General features: G+C 53.2%; 16 protein-coding genes. 5 read left to right on the top strand and 11 right to left on the bottom strand.

Annotated features, from left to right (window positions below; all coding sequences use genetic code 11):
• The first annotated feature begins 109 nt into the window (after window positions 1-109).
• The 3 genes from mrkH to NKJ21_RS08700 all read left to right on the top strand — a co-directional run bounded on the left by mrkH (window position 110) and on the right by NKJ21_RS08700 (window position 2,264).
• Window positions 110-814: a transcriptional activator MrkH gene (mrkH, locus tag NKJ21_RS08710; RefSeq protein ID WP_008806362.1), complete on the top strand. Its 705-nt coding sequence runs from the start codon at window positions 110-112 to the stop codon at window positions 812-814.
• Between the two features lie 17 nt (window positions 815-831).
• Window positions 832-1,404, top strand: coding sequence for a LuxR C-terminal-related transcriptional regulator (locus tag NKJ21_RS08705; RefSeq protein ID WP_171004555.1), 573 nt, complete (start codon window positions 832-834; stop codon window positions 1,402-1,404).
• Between the two features lie 143 nt (window positions 1,405-1,547).
• Window positions 1,548-2,264 (top strand): EAL domain-containing protein, encoded by a 717-nt coding sequence (locus NKJ21_RS08700; RefSeq protein ID WP_022064923.1) that lies wholly within the window; start codon window positions 1,548-1,550, stop codon window positions 2,262-2,264.
• A gap of 35 nt (window positions 2,265-2,299) precedes the next feature.
• Here NKJ21_RS08700 and mrkF read toward each other — a convergent pair whose 3' ends face one another.
• The 5 genes from mrkF to mrkA form a co-directional block, all read right to left on the bottom strand.
• Window positions 2,300-2,935, bottom strand: coding sequence for a type 3 fimbria minor subunit MrkF (gene mrkF, locus NKJ21_RS08695; RefSeq protein ID WP_012540633.1), 636 nt, complete (start codon window positions 2,933-2,935; stop codon window positions 2,300-2,302).
• A 13-nt stretch (window positions 2,936-2,948) separates the two neighbouring features.
• Window positions 2,949-3,944: a type 3 fimbria adhesin subunit MrkD gene (mrkD, locus tag NKJ21_RS08690; protein WP_012540632.1), complete on the bottom strand. Its 996-nt coding sequence runs from the start codon at window positions 3,942-3,944 to the stop codon at window positions 2,949-2,951.
• Entirely contained in the window at window positions 3,935-6,421 is a 2,487-nt protein-coding gene (mrkC, locus tag NKJ21_RS08685; protein WP_218809487.1) for a type 3 fimbria usher protein MrkC, read from the bottom strand. The genes mrkD and mrkC overlap by 10 nt, the downstream gene beginning before the upstream one ends.
• An 11-nt stretch (window positions 6,422-6,432) precedes the next feature.
• Entirely contained in the window at window positions 6,433-7,134 is a 702-nt protein-coding gene (gene mrkB, locus NKJ21_RS08680) for a type 3 fimbria chaperone MrkB (protein WP_012967265.1), read from the bottom strand.
• Window positions 7,135-7,229: 95 nt separating this feature from the next.
• The gene (gene mrkA, locus NKJ21_RS08675; RefSeq protein WP_008806369.1) at window positions 7,230-7,838 is read right to left on the bottom strand and encodes a type 3 fimbria major subunit MrkA; all 609 of its coding nucleotides are present in this window, start codon (window positions 7,836-7,838) and stop codon (window positions 7,230-7,232) included.
• A gap of 705 nt (window positions 7,839-8,543) precedes the next feature.
• Between mrkA and NKJ21_RS08670 the strand changes: the two genes are divergently transcribed.
• Window positions 8,544-8,753 (top strand): DUF1471 domain-containing protein, encoded by a 210-nt coding sequence (locus NKJ21_RS08670; RefSeq protein ID WP_002916131.1) that lies wholly within the window; start codon window positions 8,544-8,546, stop codon window positions 8,751-8,753.
• A 95-nt stretch (window positions 8,754-8,848) separates the two neighbouring features.
• Here the strand turns inward: NKJ21_RS08670 and NKJ21_RS08665 are convergent, their stop codons facing one another.
• Window positions 8,849-9,745, bottom strand: coding sequence for an EamA family transporter (locus NKJ21_RS08665; protein WP_012540631.1), 897 nt, complete (start codon window positions 9,743-9,745; stop codon window positions 8,849-8,851).
• Between the two features lie 81 nt (window positions 9,746-9,826).
• Between NKJ21_RS08665 and NKJ21_RS08660 the strand changes: the two genes are divergently transcribed.
• Window positions 9,827-10,333 carry a MarR family winged helix-turn-helix transcriptional regulator gene (locus NKJ21_RS08660; protein ID WP_012540630.1) on the top strand — a complete coding sequence of 169 codons (507 nt, stop codon included), beginning with the start codon at window positions 9,827-9,829 and terminating at the stop codon, window positions 10,331-10,333.
• Here NKJ21_RS08660 and NKJ21_RS08655 read toward each other — a convergent pair.
• The 5 genes from NKJ21_RS08655 to yehD all read right to left on the bottom strand — a co-directional run bounded on the left by NKJ21_RS08655 (window position 10,330) and on the right by yehD (window position 16,206).
• Window positions 10,330-11,286, bottom strand: a complete 957-nt coding sequence (locus tag NKJ21_RS08655) for a nickel/cobalt transporter (protein ID WP_032691458.1) — start codon at window positions 11,284-11,286, stop codon at window positions 10,330-10,332. The two genes, NKJ21_RS08660 and NKJ21_RS08655, sit on opposite strands and share 4 nt — an antisense overlap.
• A 137-nt stretch (window positions 11,287-11,423) precedes the next feature.
• Complete coding sequence (locus NKJ21_RS08650) at window positions 11,424-12,413, bottom strand: fimbrial protein (protein WP_012967263.1); 990 nt, start codon at window positions 12,411-12,413, stop codon at window positions 11,424-11,426.
• 12 nt (window positions 12,414-12,425) lie between these two features.
• Window positions 12,426-14,906 (bottom strand): fimbrial biogenesis outer membrane usher protein, encoded by a 2,481-nt coding sequence (locus tag NKJ21_RS08645; RefSeq protein ID WP_254732844.1) that lies wholly within the window; start codon window positions 14,904-14,906, stop codon window positions 12,426-12,428.
• A 12-nt stretch (window positions 14,907-14,918) separates the two neighbouring features.
• Window positions 14,919-15,602: a fimbria/pilus periplasmic chaperone gene (locus NKJ21_RS08640; RefSeq protein ID WP_254732842.1), complete on the bottom strand. Its 684-nt coding sequence runs from the start codon at window positions 15,600-15,602 to the stop codon at window positions 14,919-14,921.
• 61 nt (window positions 15,603-15,663) lie between these two features.
• Window positions 15,664-16,206: a fimbrial protein YehD gene (gene yehD / locus NKJ21_RS08635; protein WP_008806376.1), complete on the bottom strand. Its 543-nt coding sequence runs from the start codon at window positions 16,204-16,206 to the stop codon at window positions 15,664-15,666.
• Between the last annotated feature and the right edge of the window lie 299 nt (window positions 16,207-16,505).

Raw genomic sequence — 16,505 nt, 5'->3', positions numbered from 1 at the left:
GCCAATAACATCAAACGCTCATAAAAACATCTGATTAACCCAATCAGAATGTTGCTATTGCTATAAGAAAAATCAAACGCCTCACGACAACTATTTACAAGGGAAGCACATGACAGAGGGAACGATAAAGACCAGTAAGTATGAAATTATTGCTATTTTCAGAGAGGAGTTGCGCAAACGTACTGAAATTGAAATATTTTTTAACAACACGAGTATCGTAACCCAACTGACACGTGTGGATTTTGCCGAGTTCCATATTCAGACTCACCGCAAAATCCCGCCGGGGCATAAAATTCGCTTTCTCCTGCATAGTGATTCAGGGAAAATAGAGTTTAATGCACCCCTGACAAAACATGACAATAGCGGTGTGGATAAAGGTATCCGCTACGCCTTTTCTTTGCCTGAATGTCTGCAGGTCGTACAGCGCCGCCGCGATCCCCGTTTTCGTTTACGCCACGAACATGATTTTTATTGCCGCGGTCGCCATAAAAATGGCGAAAACTATCTTTTCGACATCAAAGACATTTCAGATGGCGGTTGCGCATTGATGACCAGGACGCCGAACCTGAAATTTCTCAGCCATAACGCCTTACTGAAAAATGCTGTACTGATGCTCGCGGAATATGGTGAGATCACCATTGACCTGGTGGTAAAGAATGTCATTGTTATTACCCTTGATGACGCCAATGAAGAGAGTGAAAGCTACTATCAGATATCCTGCCAGTTTAAGTTCCGCCATCTCGATGACCAGCGCAGAATAGAGAAGATACTGCTGGACCTGATCTTAGAAGCCAAGCGCAAAAAGAGAATCTGATACCCTTGGACAGTATATTGCTGTACACCAATGATAATCTCATTGGTCACTCAATCTATCACTACCTTATTGATAGCCATGAAAATATCACCCGTCTTGGTTATGGCGACGTTATCCATGAGAGACATCTACCACTGGCTCAGACAGTTATTTTCAATTTAATTAATAAGGATATTTCTGCCATCAGAATCGTCGACCTGCTGAACGCGCTTCGCCTTTCTCTGCAGCGCTGCCAACAGCCGGTACTGGTGGTGAAAAGCGACATTGTCGCCCTGTGCAGAGAGTTGATAACTATTGATAATGCCATGATTATTAGCGAAAAATCTCCATTATCTCTTTTTTCCTCTATCGTCAAGCGCGCAGAGGGTGCCAGCGAACTGCCACCGCGAAGGTTGCGCAAACAGCTGTCGCCACGGGAGTGCCAGATCCTCGAACTGCTGATTGCCAACAATAATAACAAGCGTATTGCCGCCCTGCTCGGCATTGCCCATAAAACGGTTCACAGCCATCGTATCCATATCATGCAAAAGCTGGGCATTGATAATTCCCGCGCCATGAACCAGCGTATTGCCGCACTCCATCAATGTTAAATTATGCTCCAGTAAATCAATAGCGGATAAAGCGTACTTATTCGCTGTTGATTTACATTTCCTGCCATTCCCATTAACCATCAGGTAGCCTATAATTAGTGTATCCTCTGCCTATTGTCTGACTAACCTCGTGATGAGGGATAATGAACACTAAAATAACCGAAGACAACATTTTATCTCGTAATGATATCGCTGTACGCTACGTCTTTCAGAAAATGTTTTCCCCACAAGGTACCTTAGTCGCGGTTGAATGCCTGAGCCGCTTCGATAATCTTACCGTCTCTCCTGAGTATTTTTTTCGTCATGCTACCGCGGCGGTTCGTGAGCGTATTTTTCTCGAGCAACTGGCATTGATTGAAAAACATAAAGATTGGTTTTTACGCAACAACATTTCCGCCACCATTAACGTCGATGACCATATCCTGAATCTGCTGCGTCATAAGGAAATAAAAGATAAAATTGCCGCACTCGCCTGCGTCCATTTCGAAGTGACCGAAAACGCCGAGAACCTTCTCAATAATTCCCTGGCCGCCTGGCAAAACCCGCAAGATACCTCGCTGTGGCTCGATGACTTCGGCTCAGGCTATGCGGGGATTAACGCCATCAGAGGGTATCATTTTGACTATGTCAAAATTGATAAAGATTTTTTCTGGCATCTGATGCGCAAAGAGTCAGGCCGCCAGTTAATGGATGCCCTGGTGACCTTTTTATCCCGCAATCATCACAACGTGATTATTGAGGGGGTGGAAAGCGAAGACCATAAAAAATGGTTGCAGGGAATGGAATGGTTTGCCATTCAGGGCCATTACTGGCAGGAAGTCAGTATTGAACAACTGGTTGCTGACGATATTACCCGATAAAAAAAGCCGGGGATTCTCCGGCTTTTTTGCATTGCTTAATTATAAACTAATTCCCACGTTGCCCAACTGGTAATCGGCCCACTGGTGGCGCTTTTTGGCGTTGGCGAAACGTAGCCCACGTAATAGGTGAACAGCCCACCGCTGACCGCGTTTTCCTGCAAATGCACCTGATTTTGCTGCGGGTCCGCCGGGACAATTTTATTACTTTTATCCAGCGTATTATTATCATTGGTCGACAACGCCAGATAAATATTCTGCGCCCCATCTGGCAAGGTATTGGCCAGATAGCCCGCATTCTCATTCCCGACCGCCGTCAGTAAAAAACCGTCAATCCAGCGAACGCTGACCCGTCGCACTTCGTCCTGCGAGGCGGCCCCACCGTCATGGCGCAACTGACAGTTTGACAGCGCCAGGGTAAATGGCTGCGGCTTCATAAACGCCCCGGCCCCGCGATCGTGTACTTCCGCCAGACTGACCGGCGCCAGCCAGACGTTGCCATTGCCGGCATGCTGACCGCCATTCAGCGCGACGCTGCAGGAGATATCCGTCACCCGCCCGGCAAATTCGACCCGTCCGCGGTCATAATTAGTCTCGAAACCCCACGCCGAGGGGGCGGCGAGGCTGCCGCAGAATAGCAGCCACGCGATAGTGTGTTTCGGCAATCCCTTCATTCCCCCTCCCGTATTAATCGTACGTCAGGTTAAAGATCATATGCGACTCCACCTCGCCGGTGCTGGTCGTCGGGCCATACTGATAAAAGCGCGCGTGCAGCGGTATGGTGATGTAGCGGATCTCCTGATTATTCAAGCGGCCAACGGTGTATTTCTTATTAAACTGCAGCGGCGATCCATCCTTCAGTACCTGAATACCGACGCCTTTTGCCATACCGCTACCGGCCTTTTCATTGAGCAACGCGCCCATAGTCGCCGTCGTGCTGGTAGCCAACGTTCCGGAAAACGAGGTGCTGATGTTGGCATACCCGGTTTCGCTCAGGCCGCCGCTGCACTGCAGATCGATATTAAAATCTTTCCCGCCCGCGGTAGTGCCCACCCCTTTCAGGTCACTGCGCCGGATGGAGCCCACATCGACATTCATATTCTTCCCGCTCATCACCGTACAGGAGGGCGAGACCACGGTGATGGCGTTGGCGCTCAGATAGGTTTCGAGGATCGGGTTGCCGCCGCTCTCCCAGTCATAGGAGGTGTATTTCCCTGTTGCCAGGGTGCCGCTGCCGGTGGTTGCCGCGGTTTTGATTATCTCCAGGGTAAAGCGCGATCCCTCCAGCGAATAGTTGGTGGTACCCGATACCCGAGACGAAAAGACGTCGGGATAGACGATATTGACTGTCGCGCCGCCGCGGCTGAAACGCATGCCGATACCCGGCACGTTGGTGGAATAGATTTTATTCCCGAGGTCCGTGGCCCCTGGCGCAACAATCTTTGCCGCGAAGCGGTTGGTGCCGGAGGTACAGCGATAGCTCGCGCCGCCGGGGGCGCTCATCGTCCAGTCGCGGGTGAGGATCACCGACCCCACCGGCAGATCCGGAGGCACCACCACCCTGCCCACCACCATGTCCAGCATCACCGTTGGCGAAGAAAGGCGCGTACAGACGGCCCAGGACGAGGTGGTTCCCAGCGCCATTAAGACGATAAAAAGCGTTAGTAATTTCCTCAGCGACATACGCTATCCTTTGTTGTTTGCGGTCCCAGATCCACCGAACACTGCCCGCCGCTCCACTTCACAATCGCGCGTTTGGCATTCGCATCGCTGATAAACATCATGCTGCCCTGGCCGACAACGCCGATCTCCTTACCATCAGGAGAGAAAATACTCGCCGCAAACGGCAGCGGCTCATGGTTCGCCTGGCGCACCTGCAGCGTGAGGTTGTTCTGCACCGTGGTGCCGAACGCCACCTTAACCACGCTGCCTTCCCACGGCACAACCTGCGCCACGGTGCGATCGAAGGCGACATCGTCAAGGCTACCTTTCGGGTCGATCTCGACGGCGTTAATCCGGTACGGGCGCAGATACGGCAGGATGGCGTAACCATTGCTGTCCACACGGGTGCCCGGCGACCCCGGGAGCATGGCGCCGGCAGCGTCTTTGGCTTCAATCAGCGCCATCGTCGAGCCGCTTTCCGGCGAGAGCACCACGCCGCCGCTATGGGCGATCATCGTCCCGCTGGCGCCCAGGCCGCTCTGACGATAGCCTTCGCCCTGGCTGTAGCTGCCGTTGAGCGTGGTCCATGGCGTACGGTAGCTGCCGTTGAGCGCCACGTCGTGCTGGCCGCCGGTGGCCGTGGTGGTCGACACGCCGTAGTTAAGGTTGTTTTCACTGTCCAGCGAACCGTTGATACCAATCTGCGAGCTGGCAAAGCGCGAGTTGTTGAACGAGGTGTTCGACGTCAGGTTGGCAGTGCGGTTATCGCCAAACCACAGCGGGTAGCTGAAGTTAAGTGAAATGCGATCGTCGCGGCGATGACCGGAGCTGTCTGGCGTGTAAACGCGCTGCGCGCTCGCCGACCAGGAGAGACGACCAAATGAGTTGTTGTAGCTGACCTGATACTGCTTCTCGGTCCCGGAGCGGTTCCAGTAGTCGGAGATACGACCGCTCAGATAAAACCCGCCCCAGCCGTCCGGCAGGTTCTGGTTCACGGTGAAGGTCATGCCGTTTTTCTGCCGCCACAGGGTGTAGTTGCTGCGGCTGTTTTTTTCCTGATCGACGGCATACAGCGCGTCGTTGAGGTTGTAATAACCTTTCGTCGAGTAACGATACGCCGCCAGCACGATGCTGGTCTGGGTATCGGTAAACATGCGGTTAAAGGTGGCGCGATAGCTCTGCCCCGAATCATCATGGGTATCACTCTTCAGCCGCGAATGGGTCACGTCAAAGGAGAGCGCGCCGATGCCGGTGTTCATCCCGGTCCCCACCAGGAAGGCCTGATAGTCGTCGAAACCCGTGACCCCGGTATAGCCGGTCAGCAGGTTGTTGATACCGTGCTGCCAGGTGGCCTGATAGAGCATCGGCTTGTTACGCAGAGAACTGTCGTCCACTTTACCGACGGAGAGCGCGTAGCGGGTCATTCCCGGGCGCAACAGTTGGGCGACGGAAGCGTAAGGCACGCTAAACACTTCCACCGAGCCATCCGCCTCTTTCACCGAGACCTCAAGGTCGCTGCCATAGCCGGAAGGATAGACATCCTGCAGGGTAAACGGCCCGGGCGGAACGGTGGTCTGATAGATAATGTTGCTGCCCTGGCGCACGGTGACGAGGGCGTTGCTCTGCGCCACGCCGCGAATTTCCGGGGCATACGAGCGCATGCCATCCGGGAACATATTGTCATCGGTGGAAAGGTTGACCCCACGCAGACCGATGGTGTCGAAAAATTCACCATTGGTAAAAATCTGCCCGCCGCTGACGATGGAGTTGAGCTGCGGAATGGGGCGCTGGAGATAGGTCTGGTTGCTGTTCCAGTGCGCTTTACCCTGCTGCTGTTGCCAGTTCAGGTTGCCGATGTGCTTCAGCAGCCAGCCGTCCCACGACAGGCCGGCGTTGACGCCAAGATAGGCGCTGCTGTTATCCGAGCCGCCGACCGAAGAGGTGTGGCTGTTCCAGGCGTTGGCCATCCAGCCCAAATTGAGCGCAGTAATGCCTTTGTCCCAGAACTCCGGGCTGACATAGTTTTTCAGACGTTGATCTTCATAGATCTGCGGCACCGAAATGTTCAACCGCAGGGAGGACTGGACCAGGTTGTCTTTGACGTTTTCTTCGTTACGCCAGGATTTGAGGCTACCACAGTACCCCTCCTGTTCGCTGAGCTTTGGGTTAAGCTTTTCCGCCGCGATGCCGTACTGCGTCAGCATCGCTTTGGTGTAGCAAACGCCAAGGTTACCGTCTTTGTCGCGCGCGATGCGCAGGTCGTAGCGCCCTTTCCACTCGTCGTTGGTGTAGACGTCAAGGGAGTAAGTGCCTTCGGTAATCGCGCTGGTCGAAAAGCGAGACAGATCGACCTTCTCGCGGCTACCGACAATAAAGCCGTCGTTAAATTGATATACCGTTCCCGGGTTTTCCTGTCCGCTGGAAAATGGCGGAAAGCAGCACAGCGCGATGGCTATCGCGGTGCTTAATCTTCCCGGGCAGAATGACCTCTGCTTCATTAGCTTTTCCCTTATTTAACGGCCACTTTCACTGCGACATCGGCGCCATAGTCATTAATGTTGTTAACGGTCAGGGTTTCGCCGCGGTTGACGGCGGAGGAGAGTGCTACCGTCTGGCTGGACTGCGGCGCCAGCATCACGGTTTTGCTGTTCAGGGCTTTACCGCCGTCGCGGGAAATACGGCTGACGGTAATGTAGAACGGCGTCGGGTTATTGATGGCGAGACTGCTGCCGTTGGCAGTCAGCGTCAGCTTCTCGGCCGCCGCATCGCGGTTGCCCAGTCCGGCAGGGCGGTAAATAAATTTAAAGCGGGAACGGATCGCCAGCTGCAGCACGTTCTGGCCTTCATTTTTCTGATTGGCCACTACCGGTGGAATTTCCAGCAGATTCAGCCACCACAGTGTCTCTTTATCTTTCGCCAGACCGGCGCTGCTGCCGAGCTTAATACGCAGCGTCTGGCCACTTTTGGCGTCAACGCGCGAGATCGGCGGGGTGATAATAAACGGGGTGGTAATGGTATCCGGTGTGGCATCGGCATCGCCATTATCCAGCCAGGCCTGCGCCAGTGCCGGACGGTCGGCGTTATTTGAAAGCTGTACCGTTATTTCTTTTTCATTTCCTGGATAAATAAAGCGGGTACCGTTAACAATAATGTTGTTGGCATGGGCCGCAAAACTAAAAATGAAACAGAAAAAAAGGGCAATACGCTTCATGCTGACCTCAGAATAAAAATACAAGCGGCGGACATCGCCGCTTTATTATTGTTATTAACTGCCCCGGAGCGGGGCAGTTTTATTTTCTGGCGGAATTACTGATAGGTAATTTCGTAAGTCGCGTAGCTGTTGACCACACCGGTAGTTACTGTGGTCGGTGCGCTGGTCGCATAACCAACGTAGTAGGTGAAGCGCGCGCCATCGGCTACAGCAGCAGCATCGCCTTTTGCTTTCGGCTGAGTGCTGTCACCCGGGATGATTTTGTTGGTCAGCGCGGTGGCGTTGTCAGTAGACAGCACCAGCTGGATGTTCTGGGCACCGGAAGCTTCGGTGTTCGCCAGGTAACCCTGCTGTTTGCTGGTTGCGCCAGCCAGCAGGTTACCGCCGGTCCAGTTCACGCCCAGTTTGGTTACGTCATCCTGTTTGGTGCCGTCAGCAGCCTGGCAGTTAGAGACGTCAATGGTGAAAGATTTCGGTTTCAGATAAGTATCCGCTGCTGCCGCTTTAACTTCAGTCAGGGTTACCGGAGACAGGTAAACGTTCGCATCGCTGCCCTGGCCGTTAACAGAAACAGTACAGGATACATCGGTAACTTTACCGAAGAAATTAACCTGGCCGCCGCCAACATTGGTATCAGCTGCATGGGCAGCAGTCATACCAAAAAACGCGGTTGCCATTGCTGCAGAGAGAAGAACCTTTTTCATTGCCATTTCCTTGTCAGAGTGAATTACGAATCAATGAGCACACTGTGAATTCGCATAGAACCAGAAACATCAGGCGATGCTGATTTATGCCACTGCTAATAGAATCTTCGACTGACCGGGAGCCGCAATATTTAAGGCGTCAGGTAACGAACTTAAAAATATCAGTTCGCTGGTGCTATCGGCGTCAAAGAATGCTATTTATTCGCCGACAAATATACATTTGTTCACGTTTCATTAAGTTATATAACAGATAACCATCAACTATTAATAAACAGTCATTGATAGATGAAAACGAGAGGGTGGTTGTTTACAGCGCAGCAAGCCTAACGCCAGTGCGAGAGAAAGTGACCGCAACAGCATGCAGAAAAAGCCCTCGGAAGGCCATCGCGATAAGTCTGAATCTGCCTTTGCGGTGGTGAAAACAGCACCACACCATTCATACAACGAATGATGAAAGCATGAATGAGGCGCATTCCTCTCCCTGAACAAGGGCAGCCCATGTGATATCCCCTTCCAGAAACAAATCATTAATCCATTGTTTTTAAATTAAAAAATCGATAAACAATCATATTTCCGCCATCAAACCGCCATAAAAATGTGATCTAAATCGCACTTTTTGCAACGCACGTTATAGTTAGCAGGCTTATTATAAGTCCATCGAAAGCAAACACGCTTTCCACCATAAAAGTTAAAAGGACAAACACCATGAAAAACGTAAAATTACTCGCCGCTGCCGGTATGCTCTCCCTGGTTTCTTTTGCTAGCTTCGCGCATCCGGTGAGCGTGACTGCCGACACCCTGGACAGCGCAGAAGCGAAAATCGCGACCATTGCGAAAGAACAAGGCGCTTCCTACCACATCACCGAAGCGTACACCGGCAACCAGGTCCATATGACCGCCGAGCTGTCTAAATAAGCGAATGGTTGCAGAGGGAGCTGCCGGACAGGCCGCCTGCGGGTGGCTGGTCTGGCTCCCGCCGCCCCCCCCGCACGCAGCAATGTCGAGCCCCGTTATGGGGCTTTTTTCGTTTTTGCTCCCGCCGCCTGGCGCGCCAGCGCGCGCTGGATAGACAGCACGCTCGCCAGCACCACGATCAACCCCACCAGCGCCATCCCCTGGATCTTTTGTCCAAGGAAAATCCATCCCAGCACCACGGCGGTCACCGGGCTCAGCAGACTCATCGCCGACACCGCCACCGGCGAGAGGCGGCCAATCCCCCGGAACCACAGGCCATAGGCCAGCATGGCGCCCGCGACGCACAGCCACAGATAGCCTGCGACCTGCAGCGCTGTCACCTGATGCAGAGGGGGGTCAACGATCAGCGCCACCGGGGCCAGCACCACTCCCCCAATCGCCAGCTGCCAGCCGGTCAACGCGACAATCGGCAAGGAGAGCGCCCAGCGGCGGGAGAGCCAGGTGCCCAGCGCCATACTGATCGCGCCGAGAAACGCCGCGCCGATCCCCAGCGGGTCGAGGACGGTGTGCGGCGACAGCAGCAGCATGGCCATACCGAGTATACCGGCGATGGCGGAGAACACCGCCAGCCAGGGCGAGCGCTGCCGATCAACGCACCAGGCGAGGAGCATCACCAGCAGCGGCTGGATCGCGCCAATCACCGCCGCCAGTCCACCGGGTAAGCGATAGGCAGCGATAAACAGCAGCGCCTGGAAAGCGCCGATATTTAAAATGCCGGTAACGATAAGCTTTGCCCACTCGCCGCGCTGCGGGAAACGACGGCTCCAGATCAGCAGGGCGATGCCTGCCGGCAACACCCTCAGCAGCGCAGCGATAAATGGCCGATCGGGAGGAAGGAACTGGGAGGTGACGATATAGGTCGTCCCCCAGATAGCGGGCGCCAGCGCGGTGAGCAGTAAGTCGATCATCAGACTACGTGAGAGAAAAGCCATGATTTTATCTTCACTTCAAGCTAAATTGGTGACTGAAGTATGTACCGACAAGTATCTTGATATCAAGACAAGTGAGCACTGATGGACAAATCACCCGCGATCGACGCCGTGGATCGCATTCTCGCCCAGTGGCAGCGGGAGCGACCGGATCTGGACTGCAGCCCAATGGGACCGATAGGCCGCCTGAAACGATGCGCCATGCTGCTGGAGCCGCAGGTGGAAGTGGCCTTTACGCGCCACGATCTGGTGCGCTGGGAGTTTGATATGCTGGCGACGCTGCGCCGCGCCGGCCCCCCTTTCACTCTTTCGCCGACCCAGCTCTTCTCCACGCTGATGATCACCTCCGGCACCATGACTCATCGCCTGAAGGCGCTGGAGAAACGCGGATTTATTACCCGCCTGCCGAACCCGGAGGATGCCCGCAGTATGCTGGTCGCCCTGACTCCTGTCGGGCGTGAGCGGATCGATGAGGCGGTGGAAACGCATGTCGATAATGAACGGCAGCTGCTGGCAGGACTCAGTGACAGCGAACGCCTGCAACTGGATCAGGCGCTGCGGGTATTGATGCACCTGCTGGAAAGTCGTTAACAGCCGGCGGCGATAAAGTCGCCGTTGGCGCTGATCGGCACCACGGTGAAAAACAACCCGGCGGCAAAGAGGATCAGCGCCAGCCCGCCGAGGATCTTCACCAGCGGCACCAGCCAGGGCCGCGGACGACTCCCCACCGTCAGCCTGTTGGCCATACGGTGACGGGCATAGTGCACCGTCAGTGACAGACCGAGGATCGAAAGTCCGGTGCCCAGCGCCATGGTCATCACCGCGGCGATGCCCCAGCTGACAATCCCCAGCGCGTTGGCGAACAGCAAGATCATGATTGCCCCGCTGCAGGGGCGGGCGCCGATGGCCAGCACCACGCCAAGGCGTGTTTTCCAGTCGGCGCCGTGCAGGTTGTGCCCCACGCCGTGGTGCCCGCAGCCGCACGAGGCATCATGCTGATGCACCGGCGTCATGGCGCGAATCACTCTCTTGCCCGGCCCCAGGTTCTGCAGCGCGCGAAAGATAATGTAAATTCCAAAGGCGCCGATGGTCAGGGCGCTGATCTTCTCAACGTACCAGCGGCTGGCGCTGAGATCGCCGGCGGCCAGATTCAGTCCTACCGCGAGAATAAAGACAAAGAGGATGGCGCTGACGCCCTGCAACAGGCTGCCGAGAAAGGGCACCACCCGCGCCGCCATCAGGCTCTCCGGATTGGTGCTCAGGTAAGTCGTGACGATAAACTTGCCGTGACCCGGCCCGATGGCGTGCAGCACGCCGTAGAGAAAGGCGCCCACTAACAGCCAGACGCCGCCGCTGTACTGGTGATTATTCAGCAGTAAAAGATACATCACCAGATAGCGATGTAAGGTTATTTGGGTGGCGAGGCACCACTGGAGAAAATCGCCCCAGTGGCTGTGCAACATGATGCCGGCCACCAGCAGAAGGAGCCCGCCGCTCCCGGCCGCCAGCAGGCGCCAGTCGCGCTGCGCAATCGGAGTATTCATCATTATGCCATTGCGTAAAGAGTTTATCTCACCGGGCGGCGAACCGTTTGCCTGCCCTGTCGGCCAGGGGAAGCGGTATGCCCCCTGACAGATAGAGATAACATTAGCCTGGGCTGGCGTCGACAGGCAAAGCGGGGTTAGTTATTGTTGACCACGATGATGACCCGGCTTTTCATCTCCCCGGTACGTATATTCTCGCCATACTTCATTGGCTTGATATTAAGGGTAATTGGGTTTTTGCCGTGCACGGCTTCCTGAGGCGTTTCGTACAGGTAGCCATTGTCATACTGGATATCCGCCCCGCTGGCATCCTGAATATGGAACCCGACCTCACCGGCGCCGGTGGCAGATAATTCCTCATCGTTGGCTAACACCTGGCCGTTTTTCAGTCCCGATGCGCTCCTGAACGAGTACTCAATCTTGCCCGGCGTCAGTTCCAGTACACCGGACTCTCCCTGGCGGCAGTCGATATAGATCACCTCCGGGCGGTACGCTACGGTTCCCTGTTTAATATCGATGAAATTATATTCACCCATGTTGATTTCCGTCGTCGGATTCTCAAAACCACAGGTCATCACGTTGATTTGCAAAATGATATGATAAATATAGGTAATGGGGATATCGGTGCACTCTTTATCCTTATTCTGACAATATCTTAGATTGAGTTTATAACTTACCGTAAAGGGCTGACCGGGGGTGATCACCGGCCTGCCTGCGACCTCTCCCTTACTGATGGCATAGCTAATCGAGGCGGTATCATTAAAAATGTCAGACAATTTATAGTGAATTTTTTCGGTCAAATCGGTGCCGGAAATATTATGCGGCGACAGGTCGAATTTAATTTTATATTTTTCGTGGCCCACCAGGAAATTATACTCGGTGCTGTGCTGCGCTTCTCCTGTCAGGGTAATCACGACGTTCTGTAATGACTGACAAACAAACAGCCAGTCATCATTGGTAAAGGTGCCTTCGCGTAACGCCAGAGTACCGGAGAGGGTGACGGGTTTGAAAATATAGGTACCGTACCCCTCAATCCCTTTCTGGATATGACTGGTGTTCAGGTCGCAGTTCCCCGCCCAGGCGCCAAAGGTACTGAAGGTGAATAGCAGAAACAGTAGCCATCTCATCGTAATATTCCTTTACCGGCAGACATAGGTCTGCTCTTCATCAATGGTTTGTTTAAAGGTGATCGTGCAGTACTGATTATTTGCTTTATCAACAGCCACTTTCAGCGTCGACGGAACAGTATCCGTGCGGATGTATAATAAGCTGCCCTGGCCCACGACCCCGACATTCTGCCCCCGGTTATCCTCGATTTCATAACCAAACGGCAGCGGCTCACCCGCGGCTTGTCGGGCATGAATCAACCACGGCTTACGCTGGTCGGTATCAAAGTGGCTGACCACCACAGCCCCCCGATACAGAGCCACCATTTTCCGGTTGCCTTTCAGTTCCGTCGTACTGTGGGAATCCGACACATCCAGCATCAGGGCGTTTTCACGGAACGGCGTGAGGTTGTCGTAGAGCACGATCCCTTTCCCGTTGGTGGTGCGGTATTTCTGACCATTGACATAAGCCCCCTCCAGCCCCGGCGCCTGCAAAATCGCGAAGGTGTCTGATAACCGATTCGCCAGGTTCACGCCCCCGGACCAGAGCACCATGCCCCCGGACAGGCTTCCGCTGGCCTGGGTGTAGTTTGACGACTGGCTGTAACTTCCGCTCAGTGTGGCCAGCGGGGCATTCCAGGTAAGGTTGGCCCCGGCAGCGGTTTCATTATTTTGCTGCTGATGACTGAGATTAACGCCGTAGCTGAACTGATCGCGGGAGCCGGCAATGCCGTTCAGTCCGGTGTTATTGGATGCAAAGCCACTGTTATCGAAGGTGGTGGAGTTAGACAGATTCAACCGACGGCGCGGCGCGGTCAGGTCGTCCCCCCAACTGAACGGAATGGAGAAATAAAGATTAAATCGCTTATCCTGGTGATGATATTCGTCATAGGTTTGGCTGGCCGATAGCGTATAGGTCAGCCGCTGCCAGGTATTCGAGTAGCCGAGCTGATAATCTTTATTGCTGCCGCTTTTTCCCCAGTAGTCGCGCCACAGGGCGCTCAGGGAAATCGCGCCATAGCCCGCCGGAAGCGCCTGACTCAAACTGGCCGACAGGGAATTTTTCCTGCCGAAATCATATTGATAATAATCGGCAATATCGTAGACATCATTTTCGTCGCGGTGATAGTGGGTTCTGTTCTTCGCCCACACGTGATCGTTAAAGGTGCGGTAATCGCGGCTGGAATAGCGGTAGGCCGCGAGGCCAAAACGGGTCTGGGTTGGGGTGAGGAATTTACTGTAAGCCACCTGATAGCTTTGTCCATCATAGGTGCCGTTATCCTGCTCGCTGTGCGACTGGGTGGCATCGACGGAAATAGCGCCGAGCCAGGTATTCCAGCCCGTCCCGAGGGTAAAAGCCGAATAGTGATTCGACAGCATCGAACCACCATACAGCGTCAGCAGATTGTTCAGACCATACTGATAGGTCCCCTGGATAAAATCAGCCTGCCGATCGGCCCCCTCAATATGGCTGCGTCCGGCAGCAAGATCGTATTTCGAGACGCCTGCCTGCAGCATATTGGGAACGGAAGAAAAGGGAACCAGATAGCTGGTGACCGTCCCGTCTGCTTCTCTGATGCTCACGTCAAGATCGGCCCCGCCGCCGGCCATCTGTAAATCAGCGATGGCAAAGGGACCGGGCGGCACCTCTTTCTGATAAATGACAAAGCCATTTTGCTCAATAGTGACCAGGGCATTGCTTTGCGCAATCCCCTGGACGATCGGCGTAAAGTTGCGTCTGGAGGTGGGCAACATCTGCATATCGCGATATAAGCGCACCCCGCGAAAGCGCACAGTGTCGAATATATCGCCTGATGTGTACATATCGCCAGCGCGCAGCGTACTCTCTATCTCGCCGAAGCCTCGCTCCAGATAAAGGGTGTTACTTTTCCACTCACCGGCGCCAGAATCATTATTGTTATAGCTGGCGTCAGAGTGCAGTTGCCATCCCAGGAGATTTAAACCGCTGGTAAAACGGGCAAAGGTACTCTTGTTATTCCCGGCGCTTTTATAATCGCTGTAATACTGACTGGCATAATAGGACGTATAGAAGGCGTTGACCCCGCGGTCCCAGCTTTCCGGGGAAGCATAGCCCGCCTCCAGCTCATTAACAAACGCCTGCGGGACAGTGAGCTCGAGGGTCAGGGTGGAGATATCAAAATGATATTTCCCCCCCTGCACAGCCTCGCGTAGCGTGATGCATTGCGCCAGATCCTTTTTGTCCAGCCTCTCGGCTTTAATACCGAGCTGCTGCAGCTGGGAGTGTGACAAGCAGCTTTCCCCTGGCTGCTCCTTCACTGTCAGGTCATATTTCCCACGCCACTTGTTATTGACATACACATCCAGGTTATATTCACCCGCAATCGGTGCGTCATCTGTAAACTGATAGTGACTGTCTTTGACCCCTTTCATCCCGCCGAACATAAAGTTGGTATCAAAGGTCTCTTCTGCCGCCAGGGCTTCAGCAAATAATGATGCAATAATTGCCAGGGCCAGTGATGTCATCCTTAACATAACCACCTCTTTTTATTTTACGCTGATGCTATCACTAATATAATTTCCATAATCATCAATAAGAGTTATTTTGTACTGTCTGGCAACGCTGCCGCTGAGGGTGATCATTTGCTGTGAAAATGGCGCCAGCATAATGGCTTTACTGTTTCCTTTCACATTATTCACTTTAATTTCAGGGATCGTTATCCAGTTTGCGCTGTTATTTTTAAGCAGTACATTTTTACCTTTTTGCTGCAGGTCTAAATGATGAAAACTGACCTGCGTAACGCCAGCGACACCTTCCGGGCGATAAAACAACTTAATTCGATTTTGGATCGCAAATTTCACCACATTTTTACCATCATTCACGCTGGCATTGGGTGGGATATCGAGGACATTCAAATAAAATAAACTTTCCTGATTTTGCGGTAACGTATTGGATAATGCTTTTATTTTAAGCTGCTGACCGGTATTGGCTCTGACGCGCACCACCGGCGGTGAAATAAGAAAAGGTACGCGGATATTTTCCGGGGCAATGGAAGTATTACCGTCGTCGATCCACGCCTGTACCAGGGCGCCGCGATCGCCGCGATTCATTAACTGCACCATCACCTCATTTTTACCGGCCGGATAAATAACGCGCGTCCCATAGATCACAATACCCGCCTGCGCGGGGATAATGAAAAAGGTCAGTAGCAGCAGAATGAATCCTTTCATCTCTTTCACTCCATGTAAACAGAGACCCGGCGAACGCCCTGCGTCTCGCCGGGTGACAGCATCACTCGGTTACCACGGTCAGCGTAAGGGTTGACTCAACATCGCCCTGGGTGACTGCGTTACCTGCGGCCACCACCGCATACTGTGCTGAAAAATCAATGGTATATACACCGTTTTCATCAGGATCCCCATTAAGAGGAATCAGCGAGTTGGCGTTTAGTTCGGCGTCATTCGCTGTCACCACAAAGCCGACGCCGGATGCGCCACCCGCTACGGTATTTTTCGTAATGTTCGGGTAAGTGGTATCAAACTGGTTACGTGCCAGGCTGATTTTCGGCGCAGCACCGGTACATTTTAATTTTAATGGCACCGTGGTGCTGTTTTTAATGCCGGTATAGGTGGCGCCGGCACCCAGACTTGCAAGACTTTCCTGCCCGACCTGGTTCATCGTAATAGTGGTAGAGTTGTTGCCATCAAGAAACTGACACGTGGTTCCCACAACGCGTCCGGTGATAATAACTTCACCCTGGTCAGTATCCGCAAAAGCACCGGCACTCATAAATACGGTGGACAGGACTGCTGCAGCAACAGTTAAACGCTTCATAATATAGTTCCTTTTATTTGTTTATCCATTTGGCTTATGAGATGAGAAAAAACTCATGCGGTAAATATTGCACGCGACTTAATCATTCACAACAGACGTATTTAATTCACTTGACTAATATCAAGCCAAATAATTCATTATATCTACGACTCATCCAAAAGTTATGTTGCTTATATCGCATTAAAACACAATAAAAACATAGACATCAGAAACGACGAATTCATTTAATAAAAAACAACGTTATCGCTGGCAGCGACGCATTTTGTGCTATCCTCACTTAAGCTATATGATAATTTTAT

The organism is Klebsiella sp. SWET4 (assembly GCF_024296565.1).
GTDB lineage: Bacteria > Pseudomonadota > Gammaproteobacteria > Enterobacterales > Enterobacteriaceae > Klebsiella > Klebsiella variicola.
This window is presented reverse-complemented; position numbering and strand designations above follow the sequence as displayed.